The organism is Saccharopolyspora sp. NPDC000995 (assembly GCF_053599315.1).
In genome coordinates this window covers 13,993-38,332 of record NZ_JBSFLZ010000010.1, presented here as the reverse complement: position 1 = coordinate 38,332, position 24,340 = coordinate 13,993, and the positions used below count along the sequence as shown (strand labels likewise).

The following is a 24,340-nucleotide window of genomic DNA, read 5'->3' as shown; positions in this document are numbered from 1 at the left end:
CCGGTGAGCCGGGCGCTCACCCGGCTCGGGCACGCCAACAGCAAGGGCGCAACCAGCTCCTGGACGCGGGCTGGGTGACGTTTTCGCGCGAAATCGCCACCCAGCCATCCCCTGGAGCGGCTCCTCCCCTCCCTCGCAACCCGTTCCCGCTGGTCAACGCCCGTGAGCGCGGTTGGGGCCGTAGAGGGCGTTTTGGAAGTGATCGTCCAAGGTGCGGTAGGACGTGCTCTTGTCTTTGAAGCCCCGAAGCCGCGTATCTGGTCATGCGTGAATCGGGGCTCCCGCAGTCCAGGCGGCGTTTGAGGTTCCGCCACCCGCAGCGCCAGCAGAACGAGTGTGGAAGCAGTCGCTACAGCACCGAAAGCACTCACGGCGGCTGATCAGCTGCAACCGCGGGCCGAGGTGGTGATGGCCCCCACCCGTTCCGGTGAGGGCCATCGAGTCCGTTCGGGGCGCCGTCGGCGGAGGAAGCCCGCCGCTCCAGCGGGGTGAGCTGCGCCGGGGACGACCGTGTTGCCGGGCCGTCGCTTCCGGCGACTTTCGTTCTGTTCGACGTGGAGGGCCGCCTGGGCGATCAGCCGTCGAGCTGGTTGACGCCGCCGAGCGGGCCGTGGCTGGCCACGTCGTTGACCTTGTCCAGCGTCGTGTCCGGGGCGACCTTGCCGACGGGGAGGGTGTCGGTCACGCCGTCCAGCGGGCTCGCCGGACCGGTGATGCCACCGAGCGCGCTGCCGCTCCTCGCCGCCGGCAGCGTCGAAGCGACCGGGGAGCCGGCCACCAGGCCGTGCACCGTCTCGCCGACCAGGTTGACTTCCTGCGGCGTCGGCGGCAGCTGCGCGGGCTTGGTCTGCGGAACGTCCGCCTGGGTGCTGTCCAGCGCCGAGCCCAGGCCGGTCGGCAGATCGTAGACCGGGCCGCCGTCCCTGGCGATCGGGCTGACCGCCATGGCGGGTACGACGTCGCCCACCGGCAGCGCGGCGGTGTCGAGGCTCTTGCCGCCGGTCACACCGCCGAGCAGGCCCGTGACCGGGTTGCTGTCGCCGAGCACGCCGACGCCGCCAAGCATGCCGTCGAGCGGGCCACCGGCGTTGCTGCGCGCGGTGAGCTGCTTCTCGACCGGGACGACGTCGCCCACGGTCTGCTGCGCGGAGGCCAGCGTGCCCGCGACGTGGTATGTGGTCTGCGCGAGGTTGTTGTCGGTGGGCAGCTCAGCGGGCAGCTGCGGGGTCTCGGCCGCGTTCGCGGTAGCGGCGAAGCCGACCGCGCCGACGCCGCTGACCAACACAGCGGCCGCTGCGGTAAGGGTGCGCTTCATCGCGTTGCTCCTCTCTGCACAGGCCGATTCCTGTGCGCCGCGCCGGAGATTACGGAAGGATCACTCACCACCATTCAGCGATCACATAAGTGGGAAATGTAGACAGCCAGTGATCGCTATCCGCCCATTTCTCCAAACTTTCGTGGAGCGCGACACGGGAGCGATTACTGACCGATCCCCTCCGCAGCGGTTGAGGGCAACCGGCGCACCTGTTCGGCTCGCAGCGCCTCGACCGCGTCGGCGAATTCCGCATAGGCCTCGTGCTCGCTGTCGAACCGGCGGTACCGACCGGCCCTCAGCTCCACCGACTCGTACTCGCGGTCCAACGCGTCGGCTGTCTGCTGGCACGCGACCGCCCGGTCCCGGTACTTGGCGTGCCCGGCGAACGCCGCGGCCACCGCGACGAACAGGCACAACGCCACCGCGACCCACCGAGCGTCCACAACGGACACAGATACTGCCGTCACCGTCGCGGCGATGATCGAGCCGCCGATGACAACCGCCTGCAGGACGTTGTCCTTCGAGCGGTCCCGTCGGGCCTCACCCCGGTAGCGCTCGACGAGACCCGGCAGCTGCGCCCGGTAACGCTTGTGCGTACCCAGCAAATCCCCGGACCCCAGTTCATCCAGCATGTTCTCGCGGTACGCGAATTCGAGCGCACGCAGTTCTGACTCCACCGCGCGAACCTTAAAGTGCTGCTGGTAGAGGAACCTCGCCGACGCCGCAATCGAGGCCACGGCCAGCGCGAAAACCACCCCCGCCGGTATTGCGGACACCCATAACGACAGCGCCATCGCGGCGGTGCCGATCAGCAACAGATTGCCCGGCACCGCCCAGGCCAGCAGGAGCCGCTGCACCATCCGGGCGCGGTAATGCTGCTCGGACCGCTCGGCGATCCGGCGTTCCCAGTCCGGCGGCTGGCGATCCCCGGCGAGCACTCCACCGCCGACGATTCCGGCCGCATCCACTCGCTCCATCACATCAAATCCTTCCGGCGCGTTAATGCGATCGAAGTAGCTCCCGGAGCACCACGACAATCGGCCGTGAGGGTGATGATTGGCTCGGCCGATCGGTCCACCGCCGGATGCGCCGGGTGATCGCTGCTGGGTTAGCACGCCGCTCGCAGTTCAATAACGGGCAGTGATAACAGCCAGTGGTGCAAGCCGGACATCGTTTGGGGGGTTTCCGGGGTCTGCCACTCTGGCAGCGCCGCACGCGGACGGGTCAACCGGGTCCACCAATCGGGCGTCGACACGCCGTCGAGAACGCGCGAAAGGACTACCGATCCGTCAACTCGGCGTCCGCGTCGCGGTAGAACTCCTCCGGATCCACTGGCCGCCCGGCCACCTCGATCTGGAAGTGCAGGTGCGGCCCGGTCGATTCGCCGCGATCGCCCATCGTCGCGATCAACTCACCGGCCCGAACCCGTTGTCCGACCGAGACGAAGTCCTCGTCGATGTGTCCGTAAATCGAAACGACGTCGTCGCGGTGCGCAATTCTGATCCACATGCCATAACCGCTCGCCGGACCGGAATCGATGACGATACCCGCCGACGCCGCGCGGATCGGGGTGCCGATGTCGTTGGCGATGTCGACACCTTTGTGCATCTCGCCCCATCGCACACCGAAGCCACTGCTGATCTCGCCGTCCGCCGGGGACACCCAATCCACTACCGGAGCCGCAGGTGGATCGGGCTCGGTGGGCAGCTTCGCGGCGAGACCGGCGGCGAATCCCCGGCCGATAGCCAGAGGTTTTGGCTGGTCATCCTGCACAGCCGGGGTCGCCAGGGCACCAGCGGCGCCGAGCACGCTGCCCACGACCAGTCCGACCAGGCCGACGATCACCGTATTCTGTCGCATTGACATCGCGTTTCCACTCCTCCCGCCATCCACGGTTATTCGCGCGACGGCCGGGCCGAATTCCGCGTGCGGGCGCCGGGCATTCCGAAACCGACGTCCGGGCGGTTCGGCAATATTGCAGCCGAACCGCACCGGAAACGCATTTCGGAATTGGCTCAATGGAATGACGTGCCGGCAATTCGCCGTGTCCCGCGCACAGGTGTTGGGAGGTCCACCACAAGAAAACATCGCGGACACGCACGGTCCACAGTGGTCACGATTCCTAGTGAACCGCGCGGGAGCCGAACCCGAAGCCCCTCCCAGCCATCACGGAGGGTGTCGGACGCGGCCGGGCCGCCGACGTCACCCCCCTGATCCGCACACCACTCGACCGGTAGTCACCCGATCAGACCAAGAGCAGGGGTCCGTGCCCTCTTTCTAAGTCACGGTTGACCCTCACCAGCCATCGATCGAGTGATTCAAGTCGGCGGAAGGGTTCTTGGGATGACGGCGAGGCTGCGCGGCGCGCTCGCCGGATCGAGCGCCCGCAAAGCATCTGGTAGGTCCGTGGCTCGGATCGAGGCAGTGGCGGTGCACCCTGGCGAGCGGCGGACGAGGACCAAGGGTCCGTGGTGTACCCGATCTACCAGGAGACCGGCAGTTCTCCGCGCTCCCCAGCTGCGGTCCCGCCCGGCCATCGGCCAGCGGCGGTGCACGGCGCGGGCAGGCCATTAGGCCAAGTCCCGTACTCGAGTCAGGAGGCGGTTCCGCGGTTGGTGCCTTCGCGATCCTGGGCGGCGCGGCCACGCACGGCGTCGATCGATGCCCGCAGCGCTGCTTCGAGGTCTGATATCGGCTCTGGGGCCTTTCCGAGCTCGGAAGGGTGCCCGGCCAACTTGTCTTCGACCCTCGCTTCGATCGCTTCTCGGTAGTGGTCTTGCCAACCCTCGGGGTGGAAGTCGCCCGACAACGCCTCGACCAGGGTTCGGGCCATCTGCCGTTCGATGGGGTGCGGCCCGGCTCCTGCTGGCGGTACGTGGTCTGTGGCGGGGTTGATCTCGTCGGGCCAGTACAGAAGGTGCGCCACCAGCAACCCGCCTTCCGCCCGCAGCAGCGCCAGGCGCTCACGTCCTCGGAGCGCGAGGGTTCCCAGGGCGGCCCGGTCGGTTTCGGCGAGCACGTCGCGCAGGAGCACGTAGGCGCGTTCGGCGATCTGTTCAGGTTGGATGTAGTAGGCGCGTCCTATGGCCACGGGGTCGATCTGCTTGGTTGGCACGAACTGCCGGACCTCTAGCCGTCGGGCGCTGGTGAGCGGGAGTTTGTCGAGGTCGGTGTCGGTCAGCTGGACCAGGCGGCCGGCGTAGTCGTAGGCGCTGGCGATCTCCGACAGCGGAACCTCACGGTTCTCGGCCTCGCAGAACTTCCGGTAGCGGATACGCGCGCCACAACCGGCGTGGATCTGGTGGAAGCTCACCGAGCGATCGCGGGTCGCCCGGTGCAAGGTGCAGCCGATGGTGACCAGCCCGAAGGTGATCGCTCCCGTCCAGACCGCAACCATGCGCACCTGCCGACGTTTCGCTGCCCACCGCACCGAGGGCTTGCCCGGGGCGGGTCATCGTCGATGGCAGTGGACTGATGGGCCCTGCCTCTCGCGGTTGAGCCGGGACCCTTCCGCCCCCGAACAAGCCTCGCGCCGGTCTCCCGGCACGCCCGATCCTTCAACGCATCGGAAGCACGCGGCAGAGCACAACGTCCCCGCGCCTAAAAACGCCCCCGCACCCGACCGGCGAACCGGAAGAATACGGGGGCGATCGTGTTTTGGTTCCCGGCCGCGGCCAAGGGAAATGGTGTGGCGGCCGGGCACCAGGGAGGCTACCCGACTGCCGAGCGCGAGTCCATGTAGCTCGGGGGCGTAGCGGAGCCCAGCAGCCGGGCCAGCCAGGCGGGCAACCGCGGCTACGCGCCGCCTGGATTTGACGCAATTGCTGACACTCATCCTTTCCGGGTAAGCATCTGTGGCTCTGGGTAGTCGTCGTGGCTGCGGCTGGTGCGGTCGATGCGGCTTGCCAACGCGAACTCCTCGCTCGCCAACGCAGCCGCACACCCTGCACCCCCACGCCGCCCTCGCGGCTTGCTTGCGCTGACTCGCGCTGAAAGCCGCACGGGCAGTGCTGAGGGGAGGCCAGCGGGGCAACCCGCTGGCCTTACCCGATAGATCGAAACCGCCTACCTGGAACTGAAATCCAGCATCCTGGGCGGACGTGTCCTGCGTGCCCGCACCCCGACCGGCGTGGTCCAGGAGATCTACGCCTTGCTGGTGGTCTACCAACTCCTGCACACCGCCATGACCGATGCCGCCAACACCCAACCGGCCACCGATCCGGACCGGGCCAGCTTCTCCATCGCTTGGCAGACCGCCCGCGACCAGATCATCCAGGCCGCCGGTGTCATCGCCGGCACCGTCATCGACCTGGCCGGCACGATCGGCCGGCATGTCCTGGACAACCTGCTACCCGATCGGCGACTGCGGGTGTCCCCGCATCGTCAAGCGCGCCATCTCCAAATACCAGGCACGAGGCCCTCGCGTTGACCGGACCAGCTACAAAGCCACCCTCGGTGTCGACATTCTAATGTCGTGTTCAGGCTCCCAGCCGCCCTCGATGTAAAGCCCCACCAAAGCGTCGGCATCTGCGTCGGTTGCCCAACGGACTTTGGACACACTTCTACCCGCTGAAAGGCGGCATAAGCACAATCAGGCGGCCGGACGCGACTCGGCTCGCCGGTTTCGCTTGGGGATCGCGGCCAGGATCACGCCGGACTGTCGGGCGTCGTAGAGCGGGCGGATGCCGTCGCAGTCGACGACCGGGCAATGTTCGCGGATGGTGCGGCGCTGCGGCCGGACAGCCGTGCCAAGGTCGCCCGGTCGACCAGGGCGCGGCCGTCGCGGTAGCGGACGATCGGAGATCCCTTCGGTTACTCGACTGAAGCACTAATGTGGAGAATCTAAGAAAATGAGAAGAAGATCACGATAATGGTTTGCGTTGCGCTTTTCGAATGATTGAAGCGGATTTTGCAGGTGTACGGTGCTCATCTGGTTAGCGTGGACCGTATGAAATCACTACAACGTGCTAGCGCTGTTGCCTGCGTAGCCGCTGGTTTCCTGCTGGGGTCGGTTCCGGCGTCGGCTACCGCCGCTACTCGTTACGCTGCGGTGCAGAATGCGGCCGACTCCGATATAAAGGCTGTGCGCGCCTGGGCGTGCTTTGATGGATCTGCCCTCCCGAGTTCCATCGTCGCCGAGTACGGGTCCCCTTCGGGGCAATCCCTGAAGATGCGGTGCGGTGACCCCACCAAGGGTGTGGTCCATGTGGACCTTGACCACGAAATTACAGAACAGACCGCCGATGCTTTCCAGAACTGTCTGTCGGACACTATTCAATTTGGCGGGTACAACCGTCCCGGCTCGAACCCTAGTCTTTCAGTCTGGCGCTGGCAGTTCGGTCCTGGCCGGGGCGACGCCGCAGAGTTCGTGTATGAAAGCGCCAACGGCGAAGGGATCACTTTCTACACCACTGGCGTAGCGCCGGGGAACGAGTGGCAACGTTGCGCTGGCGCTCGATGAGCGAGATTGTTACAGGCCATGAGTGAAGATCAGCAGCGCGCGGTGTCGGAGACGTTCGAGGTTCGCCTGTCAGGCGAGCACGGCGGCGTCATGCTTGCAGAGACGGATGCTGGGGAGTTCACCTTCAGTACCTCAGCTACGCGGAGTTCTCTGAACAATCTTGCGGAGGTGATGCTTGCACTCGCGCACGGGGCTGATGTCGGCTGCGTGTTGTGGGCCACTGAAGGCCCAAGCGATAGAAGTGTGTTTCTGGACTTCGCGCTGGATTGGCAGGGAACGCTCGCGGTAGCCGTGCATCGCCTTGCCAGCTGGGAATGGCTCCAGCCAACGACCATGTGGACACCGCGCCGAGCGGACTGTGTCGTCGAGGCAAGAGTTCCGTTCTCTCAGTTCGTCGTCAACGTTACGCGAGAGCTTCAGCTCCTCCGGAAGGAAGAAACCGACACTGCCGGGTACATGGCCAATTGGGGTCATTACTTCCCGATGTCGCTGTTTGAGCAGCTCGAACGAGTCAGTGCGAGGCATGGCTACATGGCGAGCGCTGACCCACGTCAATTCAGGGGGAATGAAAATTGAGAAGAACACTGGTAGGTGCGACCGCGGTTGCGATGATGTTGTTGGGGGTTCCTGGGGCAGCGACCGCAGAAGGCGACGACGTTGATGTCGCTTCGCCACCCGCTCCTAGCTGTGTGACGTGGCGCATGGTCAAAGGGGTTCCGCCTCTCTACACGACCTTCCGCATCCAGAACGACTGTGTGGTGCCGTACACCGTGCGCCTAGACATTTCCTATGCGCCGGATACGGCTTGTGCGCGCGTGGATCCCTTCAGGTTCGTTGATCAGGATAATGACTGGAACTACGGCGAGCCGTCGATTCGAGGCGTAGTTCTCTGTGAATGATCGCTGGTCTGATGAGTGATCGCGGGTGTGGTGGTGTCCCGCCAGACGGGACGCCATCACACCCGTTTAGCCTGGTGCTTCTGGAAACTGACCATCAATGCTATGCCGTCCTCTGCAACGCAAGTGCGGCTCCGAGACGCAGTAGGTCGAAGCCACAGAGCGTGGCCCGGCAGGCCGCCGCAGTCCGGGCACGGGGGGACGGGCCGCGGGGGTGTTTCTCCGGCGAGCTGTCGGGCTTGGGCGTGCAGCTCGCGCAGGTCCTCGGCGAGATCATCGGCCCAGGGCAAACCTCAACATGCTTATCGCGCACTGGGGCATCGTCCGACATCTCCAAATCCACCCCGCCCACCGCGACCGCGGACTCGGATCCACTCTGATGCAAGGACTTCGGCAGTTCGCACGCGCGGAAATGCGCTTTGAACAACTCCACCTCGCAGTCCGAGGCGGCATGGGACTCGAAGACTTCTACAAACGGCTTGGCTGGCGCGGAATCGGCCGCTGGCCCAACGCCCTCTGCCCCGCCACCGACGACACTCGAGACGAGGCCCTCATGATCCTCGCACCTCTGACCAACGAAGGCATTCAGACACTTCTGATATCTAGCGTCGCCAGAGCACCTGGCCGACTCCCAGTGGGAAGCGGTGCGCGCTGCCCTTGGTGAGCCGCGGAACTTAGCGCCAGCATCGGTCGATCAGGCTGCCTAGGAGCAGCTGGCCGTGAACGCTGCACCCCGTTTGTACCCCGAAAACGACTCTGCGGCGGGAGCCGAGATCATCGATCTCTTCTCCCGCCGCAGGTCAGCGGGTTGACCGCTGTGGAGCCGCCTAAGGGAATCGAACCCTTGACCTACGCATTACGAGTGCGTCGCTCTAGCCGACTGAGCTAAGGCGGCGTTGCACGGCCAAGTGTAGCGGGCGGAACCTCGCCGTCGTTCATGGCCCCTGCTGCCCGGCGTTCGCCGAATCGACGCAGGTCAGCGGCCTCACTTGCCACCGCCGATACTTGTCTTCGCTGGTGGCCGGGTTGAATCCGGGAAGCCCCACCTTCGGCCGGCGCCCTGCGAAAACTTCCTTCATCACCTCGTCGCCTTCGCCGCCGCTTCAGCGCGTGCACCGCCATCAATTGACCTTTGCCGGGTTGTCGCAGCTCGCCGCTTTCGCCCAGAGCACGCCGACGACGACGCCCATCCCCACACCCCAGCGGCCCGGGCAGCCGCCCGCCTCCGAGCGTGAAGCTCAGCGGGATGCAGGGCAGCGCGCACGCCCGCTGGGCCGAGCAGGTCGGGCCGTGCGTGTCGCCGCTGGACGATGCACGGATGTCGATGAGTGGCGCTTCCGCCGTCAACGCCCTACCAGGCGGACCGTCGCTGGACGGGTTGCTGAGCGGACCCGCTGCGGAGGGCACGAGCTCGCTGCTGCGCGTGCCGGACGCCATCAACGCGCATTCCAACGTGACAGCGCCATCCGGGTCTTGCCCAGATCAGATTTCAGTTTCTTGTTCTCCCGGCGCAGTTTCTCCAACTCGAGCTGCTCCGTGGTCTTCTTCGCCCGCTTCGGCGTCGCCAGGCCGGCCTCTCCGGAGCGGGCCGTCAGGACACCGGCGTCGCGGGCGCGCGTCCACTCGATGACGTGGGAGGAGTACAAGCCCTCCCGGCGGAGGATCGCGCCTTTCTCGCCGTTCGGGGCGTTCTCATACTCGGCGACGATCGCCAGCTGTACTCCGGGCTGAACACCCGCCGCGATGGCCGTGCGGCAGGATCAGGCTGCGCAGCCGGCTGGCCGGGCCTGTCGGATGAAGGGGACACGTCTACCAGGATCTCCGATCCCGCCCTCGCGTGGCACCCGGCACTCACACCAGGTGTCTCATCTCATCCTGACAAAGAGGGGAGCGCCCAAAAGACTCGAGGGCCCGCACCGGGCGGAACACATCAGCGTCCACTGTGGAGGTCATCCGGTGTAGAGGACGGCTAGCATTGCTTCCACCGCGATGATGGGCTTTACGTTCTGCGTCAGGGCTTCGCGGCACTCCAGGACCGCGTCGAGGCGGCGCAGCGCCGACTCCGACGTCCACTCCGCCGCCGCCTTCGCCACTGAACGCTCGAAGTCCGGGTGGTTCAGCGGGGCAGTCGAGCCCGCGCGGGTCACCAGCACGTCCCGGTAGAAACCCGCCAGGTCGACCAGCGCCAGGTCCAGCGCGTCTCGCTGGGAGCGCGTGGCGCGCGACTTCTGGCGCTTCTCCAGCTCCTTCAGCGCCGCATTCGCGCCGCGGGTGGCCGCCGCCGTGCCCTTGCCCGTGCCGCCCGCGCCCATCGCGGTCTTCAGCTCTTCCTTCTCGGCCTCGTTGCGGTCCTCGTTCGCGGTGACCGCTTCCGTCTCGGCCAGCTTCACCAGCCCGGTCGCCGCCGTGAACACGTCCGAGAACCGGCGCAGCCCCAGCGGAATGCGCAACACCGACTCACGCCGCTCCCGCACCTCCTCGTCGGTCGCCAACCGCCGCGCCCGCCCGATGTGGCCGCCGCACACCGAAGCCGCCCACAGCGCGAGCTCCGCGTTCACGCCATCGCGCTCGTGCAGCACCTCGGCGATCGCCCCGGACAATGGCGTGCGCAACTGCACGACGCGGCACCGGGAGCGGATCGTGATGGACACGTCCTCCGGGTGGTCCGACGGCGCGCACAGCAGGAACACGGTCCTCGGCGGCGGCTCCTCGACGGCCTTGAGCAGCGCATTCGCCGCTCCTTCCGTAAGCCGGTCGGAGTCTTCGATCAACACGATGCGCCACTGGCCGGTGGTCGGCCGCCGCGCCGCGGCCTGCACGAGCGACCGCATCTCCGCGACCGAAATCGACAGGCCTTCCGGCGCCACCAGCCGCACGTCCGCGTGGGTGCCGTGCAGCACCGTCCGGCACGCCGAGCAGTGCCCGCAGCCCGGCTGCTCGGGGTGCGAGCACTGCAGAGCCGCAGCGAAGGCCCGGGCTGCGGTCGAGCGGCCTGATCCGGGCGGCCCGGTGAACAGCCACGCATGCGTCATCGACCCCGGCGGGACCGGCTCGCCCCGCGCCTGGAGGTGGGCGGCGCACGCTGCGGCGAACAGCGTCCGCACCGTGTCGGGCTGTCCGACGACCTCCGCCCACACGCCGGTCTTCGGCTGCTCCGGAGCGTCGGTCTGCATCACGTCGCCTCCAGTACTTCACGGACACCCAGACTGTACTGGGCGACACCGACCAGCCTCGCCGCCAGTTTGCCAACGGGGCCGTGAGTCCTTTGGGCTGCGACGGCAAACCAAAAGGGCTCACGGCCCCGAAATCAGCTCAACGGCGGGATCACACCGACTTCGAAGAGGAACTCGACCGCTTCTTGGCCGCCGTGGTCTTCGTCGCCGTGGTCTTGGCCGCCGTGCTCTTCGTCGCCGTGCTCTTCTTGGCCGGCGCCTTCTTCTTCGCCGGGGCCTTGGCGCGCCGCTCCGCGAGCAGCTCCACCGCGCGCTCCATCGTCAACGACTCGACGTCATCACCCTTGCGCAGCGACGCGTTGGTCTCGCCATCCGTGACGTACGGGCCGAACCGGCCGTCCTTGATCACCAGCGGCTTGCCTGTGTCCGGCGCCTCGCCGAGCTCCCGCAACGGCGCCGCGGCCGCCCGCCGCCCCCGCTGCTTCGGCTGCTCGTAGATCTTGAGCGCCTCCTCCAGCGTGATCGAGAAGAGCTGGTCCTCGGTCTCCAGCGAGCGCGAGTCCGTTCCCTTCTTCAGGTACGGACCGTAGCGGCCGTTCTGCGCCGTGATCTCGTTGCCGGACTCCGGGTCCTTGCCCACCACGCGCGGCAACGACAGCAACTTCAGCGCTTCGTCGAGCGTCACGGCGCCCAGTGACATGTGCTTGAACAGGCTGCCGGTGCGCGGCTTGCCCTTGCTGCCCTCGGGCAGGATCTCGGTGACGTACGGCCCGAACCGGCCTTCCTTCGCGACAACCTCGTTCCCCGACTCCGGGTCGGTGCCGAGGCTGCGGCCCTCCATCGGGGTAGCGAACAGCTTCTCCGCGATCTCCACGGTGAGCTCGTCCGGCGGCAGGTCGTCCGGCAGGTTCGCGCGCTGCGACGAGCCGTCGCCCAACATCCGCTCCAGGTAGGGGCCGTAGCGGCCGACTCGCACGTAGACGGTGCGGTCCTCGTCGTCGTTGAACATCGGGATGGAGTTGATCTCCCGCGGATCGATCTCCTCGACCCCGGAACCGACCAGCTTCTTCAGCCCGCCGGCCCGGCCGATCGAGTCCTCCGGGCCGATGTCGCCGCCGAAGTAGAACCCGGACAGCCACCGGGTGCGCTGCTGGCGCCCCTCGGCGATGCGGTCCAGTTCGTCCTCCAGCGCGGCCGTGAAGTCATAGTCCACCAGCCGGCCGAAGTGCTTCTCCAGCAGGCCGACCACGGCGAAGGCGATCCACGACGGAACCAGGGCGGAGCCCTTCTTCCACACGTAGCCGCGCTCCTGCACGGTGCTGATGATCGACGCGTAGGTCGACGGGCGGCCGATGCCCAGTTCTTCCAGCGTCTTGACCAGGCTGGCTTCGGTAAAGCGCGGCGGTGGGTTGGTGGTGTGGCCGTCCGGCGACAGCTCCGGCGCGCTGATCGACTGGTCTTGCACCAGCTGCGGCAGCCTCGACTCGGCATCGTCGGCGACCCCACCGGCCTCCGAGTCGACCGCCTCGACGTAGGCCTTCAGGAATCCGGCGAAGGTGATCGTGCGGCCGGACGCGGCGAAGGTGCACTCCTCGCCGCTGGAGGCGGTGCCGGTGATACGCACCGACAGCGTGGTGCCCTTCGCGTCGGCCATCTGGGAAGCGATGGTCCGCTGCCAGATCAGCTCGTAGAGCTTGTAGCCGTCGACGTCGTTGCGGAGCTCGGCCGCCACCTCGCCCGGGGTGCGGAAGCTCTCGCCCGCCGGGCGGATCGCCTCGTGCGCTTCCTGGGCGTTTTTGACCTTGCGGTTGTACTGCCGCGGCTGCGGCGACAGGTACCGCTGGCCGTACAGGTCGCGAGCCTGGTTGCGCGCCGCCGTGATCGCCGTCTCGGACAGCGTCGTCGAGTCGGTGCGCATGTACGTGATGTAACCGTTCTCGTACAACCGCTGTGCCGTGCGCATCGTCCGGTCGGCCGAGAAACGCAGCTTGCGGCTGGCTTCCTGCTGCAGCGTGGAGGTCATAAACGGCGCGTACGGCTTCCGCGTGTACGGCTTCTCCTCGACGCTGGACACGTGCAGCTGCGCGCCGGTGAGCGCGGCGGCGAGGCTGCGGGCCTCCTGCTCGGTCAGCACCCGCGTGTCGGCGTTCTTGAGTCGCCCGTCCGGGCCGAAGTCGCGGCCGGTGGCCAACTTCGCGCCGTCCACGTTCACCAGGCGCGCGCCGAAGCGGCGCGGCGAGGCGTCCGGACCGGCATCCATCGTCGCGGAGATGTCCCAGTACGCGGCCGGGACGAACCTGATCCGCTCGCGCTCCCGCTCGACCACGATCCGGGTCGCCACCGACTGCACGCGGCCCGCCGACAGCTTCGGCATGACCTTCTTCCACAGCACCGGGCTGACCTCGTAGCCGTACAGCCGGTCCAGGATGCGGCGGGTCTCCTGCGCGTCCACCAGGTCGTGGTCCAGGTCGCGCGGGTTGGCGGCGGCCGCCTGGATCGCCGACTCGGTGATCTCGTGGAACACCATCCGGCGAACCGGCACCTTGGGCTTCAGCGTCTCCAGCAGGTGCCAGGCGATCGCCTCGCCCTCGCGGTCACCGTCCGTCGCGAGGTAAAGCTCGTCGACCTGTTTGAGCGCGTCCTTCAGCTCGGTGACCGTTGACTTCTTGTCCGAGCTCACCAGGTACAGCGGTTCGAAGTCGTTGTCGACGTCGACGCCCAGCCGGGCCCACGCCTGCCCCTTGTATTTCTCGGGCACGTCCTTGGCGTTCTTCGGCAGGTCCCGGATGTGCCCGCGAGAAGACTCGACGATGAAGTTCGAGCCCAGGTAGGAGGCGATCTTCTTGGCCTTCGCAGGTGACTCGACGATCACCAAGCGCCGACTCGCGGAGCCAGCCCCGTTAGGGGACCCCGAAGCCCGGCCGGCCCCGCCGGCCTTCTTCGTCCGTGTCGACCCAGCCACGCTTACCTGCTCTCTTCTTCCGGAGGCTTCCGTTGCATCCGGTGCTACCCGACAAGTTCCTCAGTGTGCCCGTTGTGCGCTAGTTCGCAGCGCGCCGGGAAGGCACAGGGTTGCACATAACACGCTGAGGCCCGTCAACGTCCTCTCGTACGAACGTATCGGGTGACTGCGATGTTCCATTGCGTGACCTGGCGTGATGTGCGTCAACCTGGTCAGGACACCAGGGGCCACGTTCGCTCGATCGCACCATCGGGCATTGGGCCGACGAGCTCGGCGAGGCGGGCTAACCGGCGGCGACCGGCGACGCGCAGCGCCGGGCCACCGGCACGCGGGCCGACCGGCTTGGCCGGGAGGCCGCAGCCGAGCAGCGCCGCGGCCAGCGGCGCGTGCGTGTCAGGTGCGTGCGGATCGAGCCCGAGGCAATAGCCGGTGGGCTCGGAGTAGCCCGCGGTCAGCGCCCAGATCCGGAGGGCGGCGCCGTCGAGAACGAAGTCCGGCGGGACGGATTTCACGGCGCCGCGCAGCCAGTGCGCGGCGAGGCCGGTGAGGTCCGAGCGGAATGCGGTGCGGATCAGCGGTCGGGCTTCGTCGGAACGGCCGAGCTCGGCTTCCACGCCGCGTTCGGCGCATGCGGCGACCAGGGAGTGGGCGCGCCATTCGGCGTCGACCACCACGGACAGCCGGGCCGCGGTGCCGCGGCCGAAGCCGACCGCCTGCCCGGGACCGCACAGCATGCCCGCGAGGTCGGCGACGTCTGGCTGTCGCGCCTCGGCCGAGTAGAAGGACAGCTGGTCCACGGCCGCATGCTAGAACAGAGGTTCGACCTTGGCCAGCACATCCACCCATTTGCTCAAGGGTCCACCGCAGTTTCACTTGAAACTGCGCCCCCACGAGCACCGGGCCGACAGTTTCTTTGAAACTGTCGGCAGGCTTGGGCACCGCCGGAGTGACTCGCGGATTGCGGGTTGGAGCGAACGGCCTGTTCGTCTCGCAGTTTGAGGTGAACAGGCCGTTCACGCCACCAACCAGTCCAGTGGCCGTGCTCAGTGCGGGGGCTGCTGCTGGGGCCGGGCGAAGAACTGTTTGCAATCCGGCGCCTGCTCGGCGGCGGCCTTGAGCTCCTCGTTGTGGTCCAGCTCCTCCAGCTTGTCCTGGAGGTTCAGCTGCTGGCCCTTCTGCAGCTCCTGCTGCAAGCCAGTCATGCCCTCCTGGAACCGCTGTTCGTTGGTCGGGTCGATCTGCTTCGCCTTGTCGCCCGCCCCCTGCAGTAGATCGCGGACCTGCGTGAATCCCTGCTGGAAACCCTCGTTGACCTGGTCCGCGCCCGCGATCGGCGACGGGCCCAGGCTCTTCAGACCTCGGATGGTGCCATCGGCGGAACCCACCGCCGAGTCGATTCGTTCGATCACCGTTTTCTTGAGCGTGGCCGTGTTCGTCTTGTCCACGGGCGGAAGCTGCTTCTGGGAAGCGGAGAAGCCGCCCACCAGACCGCACATCCGACCCACCCACGCAACCCCCTCAGGACTCGGGGCGGCGGCGTTCGGGGGCGGCGCCGGGGCCGGCACCGGGGCGGGTCCTGCCGTGCACCCGGCGAGCGCCAGCGGGACGGCCGCCAGCACCGCGATGGACGTCGAACGGATCTTCATGCGCACTCCTCGCGATGTTCGGAGTTGCCTTCGGCGTACCGCCCGACTCTGCCCCACCAACCGCCGCACGCCGGAAGCCGGGGTCGGCTACCCGCCGAAACCCCAGCACACGAAAAAGGGCGCCGCCCCCGGCGTGAACTGCTCCCCGGCGAGGACAGCGCCCTTCTCGATCGGCGCGGCGTCAGGGCGCGCCGTTGACCGCCTTGTCGTCGGACGGGGATGACTCCGCGATCGCCGTGGAGCGGCGCTTGGAGATCACGACCGCGGTGATGATCACCGCGACCGCGACGACCGCGATGACGTGCCCGACCACCGGGTTCGCGTCCGTGCCCACGGTGAAGGTCACCACCGCCGGCGCGATCAGCACCGACACCAGGTTCATCACCTTCAGCAGGGGGTTGATCGCCGGGCCGGCGGTGTCCTTGAACGGGTCGCCGACGGTGTCGCCGATAACCGTCGCGGAGTGGGCCTCGGAGCCCTTGCCGCCGTGGTAGCCGTCCTCGACCAGCTTCTTCGAGTTGTCCCAGGCACCACCGGAGTTGGCCAGGAAGATGGCCATCAGGGTGCCGGTGGCGATGGCACCGGCGAGGTAGCCCGCCAGCGGGCCGACACCCAGGCCGAAGCCGACCGCGATCGGCGCCAGCACCGCGAGCAGACCTGGGGTGGCCAGCTCGCGCAGTGAGTCGCGGGTGCAGATGTCGACGACCCTGCCGTACTCGGGGCGTTCCGAGCCGTCCATGATCCCGGGCTTGTCCCGGAACTGCCGCCGCACCTCGTAGACCACGGCCCCGGCCGCGCGGGACACCGCGTTGATCGCCAGGCCCGAGAACAGGAACACCACGGACGCCCCGATGATCACGCCCACCAGCACGTCCGGCGCGTAGACGAAGAACTTGGAGGCGTCGAGGTGGCCGGCTACCTCGGCCAGCGCAACGCCGATCGCATCCGTGTAGGACCCGAACAGCGCGGTCGCGGCCAGCACCGCCGTCGCGATCGCGATGCCCTTGGTGATCGCCTTGGTGGTGTTGCCGACGGCGTCGAGCTCGGTGAGGATCTTCGCACCCTCGCCTTCGACGTCGCCGGACATCTCAGCGATGCCCTGGGCGTTGTCGCTGACCGGACCGAAGGTGTCCATCGCGACGATCACGCCGACGGTGGTCAGCAGACCACAGCCGGCCAGCGCGACGGCGAACAGCGCCACGGGCAGCGAACCGGACAGCAGGAACGCGCCGAACACCGCCGCACCGATGATCAGCGCGGTGTACACGGCGGACTCGAAACCCACCGACAAGCCGGAGAGGATCACGGTGGCCGCGCCGGTCAGCGACGACTTGCCGACGTCGCGCACCGGCCGGTGCTCGGTGGCGGTGAAGTAGCCGGTGAGCTTGAGGATGACCACCGCGAGCAGGATGCCGATGATCACTGCGACCAGCGCGATCAGCGCTGGGCTTCCGTGGGTGGCACGGATCGTCTCAGAGACGCCGGTGAGCTCGGCGAACGTGCTAGGCAGGTACAGCATCGCGGCGATAGCGCAGAGCACCGCCGAGATGCCGGCCGAGATGTAGAACGACCGGTTGATCGCGGTCAGTGCGCTCTCGCCGGCGCGGGCCTTGGTGATGTAGACGCCGATCACCGCCGTGATCACGCCAAGAGCGGGCACGATCAGCGGGAACAGCAGGCCGTGCAGGCCGAACGCGGCGGTGCCCAGGATCAGCGAGGCGACCAGGGTGACCGCGTAGGACTCGAACAGGTCGGCCGCCATGCCGGCGCAGTCGCCGACGTTGTCGCCGACGTTGTCGGCGATCGTGGCGGCGTTGCGCGGGTCATCTTCCGGGATGTTCTGCTCGACCTTTCCGACCAGGTCGGCACCCACGTCGGCGGCCTTAGTGAAGATGCCGCCGCCGACTCGCATGAACATCGCCAGCAGGGCGGCGCCGAAGCCGAAGCCCTCCAGCACGCGCGGGGCACCGCCGGCGTAGACCAGCACCACCAGCGCGGCGCCGAACAAGCCGAGGCCGACGGTGATCATGCCGACCACGCCTCCGGTGCGGAACGCGACCCGCATCGCCTTCTCGCGCCCCTCACCCGCCTCGCGGGCTGCCGCCGCGACGCGGACGTTCGCGCGGGTGGACAGCCACATGCCGAGGTAGCCGATGGTGGCCGAGAAAGCGGCGCCGAACAGGAAGAAGATCGATCGGCCGATCATCTCGCCGGTGCTCTCCGCGGGCAGCGCGAACAGCACCAGGAACACGATCACCGCGAAGATCGCCAGCGTGCGGAACTGCCGGTTCAGGTAGGCCGACGCGCCTTCCTGCACGCCCTTGGCGATGTCCTGCATCTTGGCCGTGCCTTGGCCGGCGGACAGCACCTCCTTGATCAGGACGTAGCCGAAGGCCAGGGCGGCCAGGGCGATCACCATGACCACGCCGACGACGACGTAGTCGGTGCCGCCGAGCTCGATACCGGTGGCTTGCTGGGCGAGGTCCATCCGGGTATGCGAGCTCGGTGGTGCAGCGCCCTGGGCCCAGCCTTGCTGGACCGGGGTGAGCAGGGACATCCGTCCTCCTGGGTTGTGCTCGGTTCAGCACCGGAGCCCGGAACGCTCGACCGGGCTTCGATGCGCGGTAGGCGGCCCCGCCCGGTACGGCCGGTGATCGGTAGCTGGCCGTCCGTGGCGACGTCGTGGCCCGGGAGTCTATTCAGGCCACGAGTGGCTTACCTCACGGTGTGATACGCAACTCGTCTCGACATGGGGTTCTGTTACGGAATAATCGATTCAGATGAGTACTTGATCACCCAACTGGGCAAAGCTCGGCTTGGCCCGAACGAGTGAGGTGAGGTAAGGGGCACGACTCCGACGGTCCACTGTGTCGCCGCCGGCGCCAGTACTGCGGCCTGGAATCGCACCAAGAACCATCCGATCGAGCGATACCGACACGGATGCGAGAACCGGGAACGCGTGCGCGGGACGTGGTCCGCACTGTGCAAGGCTCGGTTCTGTGCGCGCAGCGGACCAGGACAAGGGGCGACGGTTGCTCGACCGCGCCATAGCCGGCATACCGGCCGACGAAACACCGGTGCGCCACGTCGAGCACCAGACGGCCCGCCCGGCACGGACCGCCGGCTGGCCGAAGTGGGCCCCGCCGCGGCTGGTGGACGCGCTTCGTGACCGCGGTGCGCGGGAGCTGTGGATGCACCAGGTCGAAGGAGCCGAAGCGGTCTGGGCGGGCGAGAATGTGGTGGTCGCGACCGGCACCGCCTCCGGCAAGTCGCTGGTATACCAGCTTCCGGTGCTGTCCAAGTTGCTCGACGACAACCGGGCGACCGCGCTCTACCTCGCCCCCACGAAAGCGCTCGGCGCCGACCAGCTGCGCACGATCGACGAGCTCGGCTTGCGGGAGGTCCGGGCGGCGAGCTACGACGGCGACACCCCACAGGTGGAGCGAGACTGGGTGCGCGCGCACGGTCGGTGGATCTTCACCAACCCGGACATGCTGCATTACGGCGTGCTGCCCGGTCACAGCCGGTGGGCGCGGTTCTTCCGGCGGCTCAGCCACATCGTGGTCGACGAGTGCCACACCTACCGCGGCGTGTTCGGCTCGCACGTCGCGCTGCTGCTGCGCCGCCTGCGCCGAGTCGCGCAGCACTACGGCGCGGATCCGGTCTTCGTGCTCGCCTCGGCGACCGTGTCCGATCCAGCATCGCTGGCCGCGCGCCTGACCGGTGTCTCCTGCCGCGCCGTGACCGATGACGGATCACCGCGCGGGGCCCGGACGATCGCGTTCTGGGAACCGCCGCTGCTCGACGAGATCATCGGCGAGAACGGCGCCCCGGTGCGCCGGGCGGCAGGCACCGAGGCGGCGCGCATCATGACCGAGCTGGTAATCGAGGACGCCCGGACGTTGGCGTTCATCCGGTCCCGGCGCGGGGTGGAGCTGGCTGCGCTGTCCGCGCAGCGTGCACTGTCCGATGTGGACGAATCGTTGGCCCAGAAGGTCGCCGCCTACCGCGGCGGGTACCTGCCCGAGGACCGCCGCGAGCTGGAGCGCTGCCTGCTGTCCGGCGAGCTCCGCGCGGTGGCCACGACCAACGCACTGGAGCTCGGCGTCGACATCTCCGGCCTCGACGCCGTCGTGGTCGCCGGATATCCCGGCACCCTCGCGTCCTTCTGGCAGCAGGCCGGACGAGCCGGGCGGGACGGCGAGGGTGCCTTGGTGGTCTTCGTCGCGCGGGACGATCCGCTGGACACCTACCTGGTTCACCACCCGCCCGCCATGCTCGACCGGCCGGTCGAGGCGACAGTGCTCGACCCGACCAACCCGTACGTGCTCGAACCGCACCTGGCCTGCGCCGCCGCCGAGCTGCCGCTCGACGAGGGCTCCTTCGGCGTCTTCGGCGGCGATCCCGCCCGCCGGGCCGTGGAAGCGCTCACCGCGGGCGGGGTGCTGCGCAAGCGCCCGCACGGCTGGTTCTGGACCTCCCGCGAGCGTCCACATCGGAATGTCGAACTGCGGGGCGCCGGTGGGCACCCGATCGCCGTCGTGGAGGGCGAATCCGGGCGGATGCTCGGCACCGTGGACCCCGACTCGGCCTGCGGGACTGTGCACCCCGGCGCGGTGTACCTGCACCGCGGCGAGTCCTTCGTGGTGGATGAGCTGGACATGGAGACCGGAATCGCCCTGGTGCACCAGGAGAGCCCGGATTGGACGACCTCACCGCGCAACGTTGTGGATATCTCGGTGCTGCGGACGATCGAGCGGCACGACACCGGACGCGGCGTCGCGGTCTGCCTCGGCGAGGTGGAAGTCACCTCTCAGGTCGTCGGCTACCTGCGGAAACGGCCCTCCGGCGAGGTACTGGACCAGGTTCCGCTAGACCTTCCCGCACAGACCCTGCTGACCCGGGCGGTCTGGTACACGGTCGGCGACGAGCTGTTGATGGGCAGCGCGCCGGGGGGCGCCGGGCTGGATCCGGCGCTCGTCCCCGGCGCGCTGCATGCCGCCGAGCACGCGGCGATCGGTCTGCTACCGCTGTTCGCGACCTGCGATCGATGGGACATCGGCGGGGTTTCCACCGCGTTGCATGCCGACACCGGGGAGGCAACGGTGTTCGTGCACGACGGTCATCCGGGAGGGGCCGGATTCGCCGATCGCGGTTATGCCGCATTGGTCCCATGGTTGGCCGCGACGCGGGAAGCGATCGCTTCCTGCGACTGCCCGGCTGGGTGCCCGTCCTGCGTCCAGTCGCCGAAGTGCGGGAATGGCAACGAACCGCTGGACAAGGCGGGGGCGGTGGCTGTTCTCGACGCGGTGTCGACCGCGCTCGGGAGAAGCGCCGCTGGATCGGCTGGGCTCCCCGGCGACCGTCCACAGGAGAGCTGAGCACGAAGGGCTGGTGCGTGCTCGAAGGAGGCGTGTCCGGTCGTACCGGGGAGCCCTGGGCGCGGATGCCGATCCGTTCGACGCCTGCGCGGTCGGCAGGTGGTCAGGTCACCTGCCCGCTGCGAGGAGTTCCGCCACGTTCTCCGGATTGCTGTTGTCAAGGAGTTCAAGACCCGTGCAGAACACGTCCTGCACGAAGTCGGAGCCGGGCAGCTGCCAGGCGCACACCTCGGGCTTGACCCGCCAGTGCACCGCACCGCCCGGGTAGGCCGTCGGGGGCATGGGCACCCAACTTCCGTTGCCGTGCAAGCGGATTTCATCTTGCTCGGCCAGTTCGGGGTAGAGGTCGCCGCCGCTGGCCATCAGGAAGTACCAGCGGCCGTTCGGGGTGGCGACGATCGGCACGGGGAAGCCGAGTGCGCGCAGCACCGAAGCGGCCCGGCGTCCGAGGTCCGCGTCGACCTCGATGGCGTCGACCATGGTGCCGGTGGCGATCAGCAGGCCGTAGGGCCGCTCCGACCACCAGGACGTGACCTCGTCGGGGTTGGTGCCGAGCCGGTCCGGCCAGTCGCGGTAGACCGGCTGCAGGCCGTTCTCCTGCCGTCCGCGACGGCCGATCCAGACATCTTCTTCGGGATAAGTTCCGGGCAGCACCGGCCAACCGCGTGAGGCGAATCCGATTGCCTGCACGCGAAGTTCGATCCGACTGCTGGTCAACCCGGCTGGGTGGGCCGGGATGCCGCGGAAGGCGTTGGGCCACCTGTCCGCCGACCGTTGCATTTGCTCCGCCTCCTCGTTCCACAGTGGGCGCCGGACCTGCGGCTCGGGGTCGCCTCCGGAATCACCTTCGGCAGCCGCCTGGTCCTCGACCTCGTCGTCGTGAACCTTGGGTCTTGCGCTCACACAACTAATCAACGTCATCCGACCCCGCCGAGTACACCCCCAGTCGACGACCGGTAGCTCAGCCGCGACGAACGCTCCCGGCCGAACACGAGCACCGATCGATCATCCTGGTGAGCGACACCGGAACGACTGCTCGCGACGGTGCTTTCGGAGCCGCTCGACCGTTCGTCGACCGCTCATCGCAGCCGGGCCGATCAGTTGTCGTTCGGCCCGGCACGGGCCCGTGCGCTGGCTTTCCGCCCGCCCGGGACGAACGCGGGAAGATTGGCTCGCACTGCCACGAGGGCATCCCATCCGTCCATCGTGCATTCCGATATCTCGACCCGCATCCCGCTCGCGACCTTGTTCGCCCGCTCGCATGCGAGCTGCTGCCCGTGCGGCGCGTACGCCGCCGCGGCCAGAGCCGCGAGGTCCGCCGCCCCTTCGGCCCGGTGACGGGCGATGGTGACCGCGCCCAGCTGCAGGACGAACCACAGCAGGGCGAGCAAGGCCATCGAGAGCACAACCGAAAGCACGGTTGCCGTGCCCCGATCGCCGTTCATCGCGCCACCAGCCCTTCGACCCCCGGTTCCAGCACCGCCACCGCGCGTGCGCGCAGCGACTGGCCGGGCAGGAATCCGCCGGGCAGCGGCGCGCTCACGTCGGTGCTGACCTGATCGCCCTCGACCAGCACCGACAGCGACGCACCCGCCGGGGCGATGCGGCCGACCGCCTCGTCCGCGCGGGGCCGGTCGCCGCGTGCCACCAACCGCGCTGCCTCGACCGCCGCGTCGGTGCATCGGAGATAGCCGATCAGCGCGCCGGCTCCGGTCAAGATCAACACGAACACCGCGATCACCGAGCAGATGCCCAGCGCCGCCTCGACCGTCACCGCCCCGGCATCGCGGCCGGTCGTTCCGGCGCCAGGCGCAGCGACCGGCGCCGGAACCACCTCCCCCATCAGACACCGCCGCCTTCCAGCCCGCGGGCGATCAGCCCAGCCAGTGCGTCCTTGATCGAATCACCGGTCACGACGCTGTAGAGCAGCGACGCGAACGCCACCGCGGCGACAGTCCCCACCGCGTATTCGGCAGTGCTCATGCCTCCGTCGCCGTGCAGCAGCGTTCGGAGCCGGCGCATTGCCGTCCACCGGTTCGTTCGGGTACTCATTTCGACTGACCCCTTCCAATACTTGTCAACAATGGATTACAAGGGCGCCGCGAGGCGGTGCATCATGCCAACCACCACGGGGAGCACCCCGAGGCACAGGAACGCGGGCAGGAAGCACAAGCCCAGCGGTGCCGAGACCCACACCGTTGCTCGCTGGGCGCGCGCTTGGGCCTGCTCGGCAACCGTGGCTCGCGCGCGGCTTGCGATCTCGCCAGCAACGTCCGCCAGCGCGCTGCCGGTCCGGGCGGTTCGCCGGGCCGCACGTGCGAGCTCCGTTGTGTCCGGGTTCCGCAAGGCCGGTTCCCAGCCGGTTGCGGCGTCCGAACCCAGCGCGAGGTGATCGGCGACCTCGCGCAGCGTTCGGCACGCCGAACCGGTGAGCTCGTCGGCCACGGCCCGCACGATCACCGGCACCGGCAGCCCGGCGCGCATACCGGCGGCCAGCAGGTCCCAACCCCCGGCCAACGCCAGCGGGTCCGTTCGGTCGCGTCGCCGGTCAGCCGCCGCGGACCATCGACGCACGGCGAAGGCGGCGGCCAGGCCGATCAAGATCCCGCCGACCGGACCCACCACCTGCACCGCACCGGCCCCGACCGCAAGCGGAAGCATCCAGGCCACAATGGACGGTGCGCTCCGGCTCCGCCCCGGCGATCGCGGGCCAAGCGCCCGCAGCCGCACCCGCGCCGAACTCGCCGGGACGAGCAGCAGTGCCACCGCCGCGAGCAGCAGCTCGATCACGGCTGCACCACCGCCCTAGTCAGGCGCAACGTCCAGCCGACCCCGGCGCACAGCAAGGCCACCCCGACCAGCAGGAGCAGTTGCCCGAGCAATCCGCCGGTTAGCACGGTGATCGGTCCTGCCCCGACCGCCTCGCCGAACAGCAGCCCGAACAGCGGCAGCCCGGCAAGCACAGCAGCCGTCGACCGCGGCCCAGCCATCTTCGCTTCGACATCGCGGCGGAACGCCGCGCGCCGTTCGACATCGCTGCGCACCGCATCGAGCAAGTCGGCCAATGCGACGCCGTGCCGCTCCGCGAGCGCCCAGGCCCTCGCCATCCGACCCAGTGGCTCACGCAGTTCGGCGGCCCCGTCGTGCGCTTCGAGAACCGTCGCGACGTCCCCGCCGAGCCGAACCGTGGCGGCCATGTCCTGGAAGACCTGACCAACCGCCGGGCCCGACTCCGCCGCCGCTCCCTCGGCCGCGGCGGCCGGGTGGGCACCCGCGCGCAGCTGCGCCACCAACAGCCGCAGTCCGGCGGTCAGCTCGTCGGCCTGGGTCAGCCGCTGGCGCCAATCCCGCTGCGATCGCCAGTACTTCACGCCGAGCAACGACAAGGCAATTCCCGCGCACGAACCCACGGGACCAGCGAAACTCCAGCCCGCCACTGCGATTGCCGGAATCGCGAGCAGCCGCGCAGCCCGTCGGAGTGGGAGCTCAGGAACGTGGGCCGGCCT

20 protein-coding genes and 1 tRNA gene are annotated in these 24,340 nt (G+C 68.3%); 4 read left to right on the top strand and 17 right to left on the bottom strand.

Annotation, left to right across the window (positions count from 1 at the left end; all coding sequences use genetic code 11):
• Positions 1–574 precede the first annotated feature (574 nt).
• From ACWDKQ_RS05865 to ku, 4 genes are all read right to left on the bottom strand, one after another.
• Positions 575–1,315 (bottom strand): hypothetical protein, encoded by a 741-nt coding sequence (locus ACWDKQ_RS05865; RefSeq protein ID WP_450137610.1) that lies wholly within the window; start codon positions 1,313–1,315, stop codon positions 575–577.
• A 164-nt stretch (positions 1,316–1,479) separates the two neighbouring features.
• Positions 1,480–2,292, bottom strand: a complete 813-nt coding sequence (locus tag ACWDKQ_RS05860; RefSeq protein ID WP_450137609.1) for an SLATT domain-containing protein — start codon at positions 2,290–2,292, stop codon at positions 1,480–1,482.
• 301 nt (positions 2,293–2,593) lie between these two features.
• On the bottom strand, positions 2,594–3,181 hold the full coding sequence (locus ACWDKQ_RS05855) for a M23 family metallopeptidase (protein ID WP_450137608.1): 588 nt from the start codon (positions 3,179–3,181) through the stop codon (positions 2,594–2,596).
• A gap of 727 nt (positions 3,182–3,908) precedes the next feature.
• Entirely contained in the window at positions 3,909–4,712 is an 804-nt protein-coding gene (gene ku, locus ACWDKQ_RS05850; RefSeq protein WP_450137607.1) for a non-homologous end joining protein Ku, read from the bottom strand.
• A 732-nt stretch (positions 4,713–5,444) separates the two neighbouring features.
• Between ku and ACWDKQ_RS05845 the strand changes: the two genes are divergently transcribed.
• The 3 genes from ACWDKQ_RS05845 to ACWDKQ_RS05835 all read left to right on the top strand — a co-directional run bounded on the left by ACWDKQ_RS05845 (position 5,445) and on the right by ACWDKQ_RS05835 (position 8,336).
• Entirely contained in the window at positions 5,445–5,744 is a 300-nt protein-coding gene (locus ACWDKQ_RS05845; protein WP_450137606.1) for a hypothetical protein, read from the top strand.
• A gap of 1,050 nt (positions 5,745–6,794) precedes the next feature.
• Positions 6,795–7,352, top strand: a complete 558-nt coding sequence (locus ACWDKQ_RS05840; protein WP_450137605.1) for a hypothetical protein — start codon at positions 6,795–6,797, stop codon at positions 7,350–7,352.
• 618 nt (positions 7,353–7,970) lie between these two features.
• A complete protein-coding gene (locus ACWDKQ_RS05835) occupies positions 7,971–8,336 on the top strand; it encodes a GNAT family N-acetyltransferase (RefSeq protein WP_450137604.1) in 366 nt (121 codons plus the stop codon).
• Positions 8,337–8,490: 154 nt separating this feature from the next.
• Here ACWDKQ_RS05835 and ACWDKQ_RS05830 read toward each other — a convergent pair.
• From ACWDKQ_RS05830 to ACWDKQ_RS05800, 7 genes are all read right to left on the bottom strand, one after another.
• Positions 8,491–8,567 (bottom strand) — tRNA-Thr (locus ACWDKQ_RS05830).
• Positions 8,568–9,108: 541 nt separating this feature from the next.
• Complete coding sequence (locus ACWDKQ_RS05825) at positions 9,109–9,318, bottom strand: hypothetical protein (protein WP_450137603.1); 210 nt, start codon at positions 9,316–9,318, stop codon at positions 9,109–9,111.
• 303 nt (positions 9,319–9,621) lie between these two features.
• Positions 9,622–10,845, bottom strand: coding sequence for a DNA polymerase III subunit delta' (locus tag ACWDKQ_RS05820; RefSeq protein WP_450137602.1), 1,224 nt, complete (start codon positions 10,843–10,845; stop codon positions 9,622–9,624).
• 151 nt (positions 10,846–10,996) lie between these two features.
• Positions 10,997–13,807: a type I DNA topoisomerase gene (gene topA, locus ACWDKQ_RS05815; RefSeq protein ID WP_450137601.1), complete on the bottom strand. Its 2,811-nt coding sequence runs from the start codon at positions 13,805–13,807 to the stop codon at positions 10,997–10,999.
• Between the two features lie 212 nt (positions 13,808–14,019).
• The gene (locus ACWDKQ_RS05810; RefSeq protein ID WP_450137600.1) at positions 14,020–14,604 is read right to left on the bottom strand and encodes a hypothetical protein; all 585 of its coding nucleotides are present in this window, start codon (positions 14,602–14,604) and stop codon (positions 14,020–14,022) included.
• Between the two features lie 246 nt (positions 14,605–14,850).
• Positions 14,851–15,453 carry a hypothetical protein gene (locus tag ACWDKQ_RS05805; RefSeq protein WP_450137599.1) on the bottom strand — a complete coding sequence of 201 codons (603 nt, stop codon included), beginning with the start codon at positions 15,451–15,453 and terminating at the stop codon, positions 14,851–14,853.
• 181 nt (positions 15,454–15,634) lie between these two features.
• On the bottom strand, positions 15,635–17,941 hold the full coding sequence (locus ACWDKQ_RS05800) for a sodium-translocating pyrophosphatase (protein WP_450137661.1): 2,307 nt from the start codon (positions 17,939–17,941) through the stop codon (positions 15,635–15,637).
• Between the two features lie 511 nt (positions 17,942–18,452).
• On the opposite strand from ACWDKQ_RS05800, the gene ACWDKQ_RS05795 reads away from it, so the two are divergent.
• Positions 18,453–20,834 (top strand): DEAD/DEAH box helicase, encoded by a 2,382-nt coding sequence (locus ACWDKQ_RS05795; RefSeq protein WP_450137598.1) that lies wholly within the window; start codon positions 18,453–18,455, stop codon positions 20,832–20,834.
• Between the two features lie 108 nt (positions 20,835–20,942).
• Here the strand turns inward: ACWDKQ_RS05795 and ACWDKQ_RS05790 are convergent, their stop codons facing one another.
• The 6 genes from ACWDKQ_RS05790 to ACWDKQ_RS05765 all read right to left on the bottom strand — a co-directional run bounded on the left by ACWDKQ_RS05790 (position 20,943) and on the right by ACWDKQ_RS05765 (position 24,220).
• Positions 20,943–21,737, bottom strand: a complete 795-nt coding sequence (locus ACWDKQ_RS05790; RefSeq protein WP_450137597.1) for a bifunctional DNA primase/polymerase — start codon at positions 21,735–21,737, stop codon at positions 20,943–20,945.
• Between the two features lie 194 nt (positions 21,738–21,931).
• On the bottom strand, positions 21,932–22,279 hold the full coding sequence (locus ACWDKQ_RS05785) for an Rv3654c family TadE-like protein (protein ID WP_450137596.1): 348 nt from the start codon (positions 22,277–22,279) through the stop codon (positions 21,932–21,934).
• A complete protein-coding gene (locus ACWDKQ_RS05780; RefSeq protein WP_450137595.1) occupies positions 22,276–22,677 on the bottom strand; it encodes a TadE family type IV pilus minor pilin in 402 nt (133 codons plus the stop codon). Before ACWDKQ_RS05780 ends, ACWDKQ_RS05785 begins: the two co-directional genes overlap by 4 nt.
• A complete protein-coding gene (locus ACWDKQ_RS05775) occupies positions 22,677–22,886 on the bottom strand; it encodes a DUF4244 domain-containing protein (RefSeq protein ID WP_450137594.1) in 210 nt (69 codons plus the stop codon). Before ACWDKQ_RS05775 ends, ACWDKQ_RS05780 begins: the two co-directional genes overlap by 1 nt.
• A gap of 36 nt (positions 22,887–22,922) precedes the next feature.
• A complete protein-coding gene (locus ACWDKQ_RS05770; protein WP_450137593.1) occupies positions 22,923–23,624 on the bottom strand; it encodes a type II secretion system F family protein in 702 nt (233 codons plus the stop codon).
• Complete coding sequence (locus ACWDKQ_RS05765) at positions 23,621–24,220, bottom strand: type II secretion system F family protein (protein WP_450137592.1); 600 nt, start codon at positions 24,218–24,220, stop codon at positions 23,621–23,623. Before ACWDKQ_RS05765 ends, ACWDKQ_RS05770 begins: the two co-directional genes overlap by 4 nt.
• Positions 24,221–24,340 lie beyond the last annotated feature (120 nt).

Bases quoted from the DNA above. Each gene is read 5' to 3' on its own strand.
- ACWDKQ_RS05805 (WP_450137599.1), bottom strand. From the start codon at position 15,453: ATGAAGATCCGTTCGACGTCCATCGCGGTGCTGGCGGCCGTCCCGCTG.
- ACWDKQ_RS05800 (WP_450137661.1), bottom strand. From the start codon at position 17,941: ATGGACCTCGCCCAGCAAGCCACCGGTATCGAGCTCGGCGGCACCGAC.
- ku (WP_450137607.1), bottom strand. From the start codon at position 4,712: ATGGTTGCGGTCTGGACGGGAGCGATCACCTTCGGGCTGGTCACCATC.
- ACWDKQ_RS05775 (WP_450137594.1), bottom strand. From the start codon at position 22,886: ATGAGTACCCGAACGAACCGGTGGACGGCAATGCGCCGGCTCCGAACG.
- ACWDKQ_RS05840 (WP_450137605.1), top strand. From the start codon at position 6,795: ATGAGTGAAGATCAGCAGCGCGCGGTGTCGGAGACGTTCGAGGTTCGC.
- ACWDKQ_RS05835 (WP_450137604.1), top strand. From the start codon at position 7,971: ATGCTTATCGCGCACTGGGGCATCGTCCGACATCTCCAAATCCACCCC.
- ACWDKQ_RS05785 (WP_450137596.1), bottom strand. From the start codon at position 22,279: ATGAACGGCGATCGGGGCACGGCAACCGTGCTTTCGGTTGTGCTCTCG.
- ACWDKQ_RS05820 (WP_450137602.1), bottom strand. From the start codon at position 10,845: ATGCAGACCGACGCTCCGGAGCAGCCGAAGACCGGCGTGTGGGCGGAG.
- ACWDKQ_RS05860 (WP_450137609.1), bottom strand. From the start codon at position 2,292: ATGGAGCGAGTGGATGCGGCCGGAATCGTCGGCGGTGGAGTGCTCGCC.
- ACWDKQ_RS05855 (WP_450137608.1), bottom strand. From the start codon at position 3,181: ATGTCAATGCGACAGAATACGGTGATCGTCGGCCTGGTCGGACTGGTC.
- ACWDKQ_RS05865 (WP_450137610.1), bottom strand. From the start codon at position 1,315: ATGAAGCGCACCCTTACCGCAGCGGCCGCTGTGTTGGTCAGCGGCGTC.
- ACWDKQ_RS05780 (WP_450137595.1), bottom strand. From the start codon at position 22,677: ATGGGGGAGGTGGTTCCGGCGCCGGTCGCTGCGCCTGGCGCCGGAACG.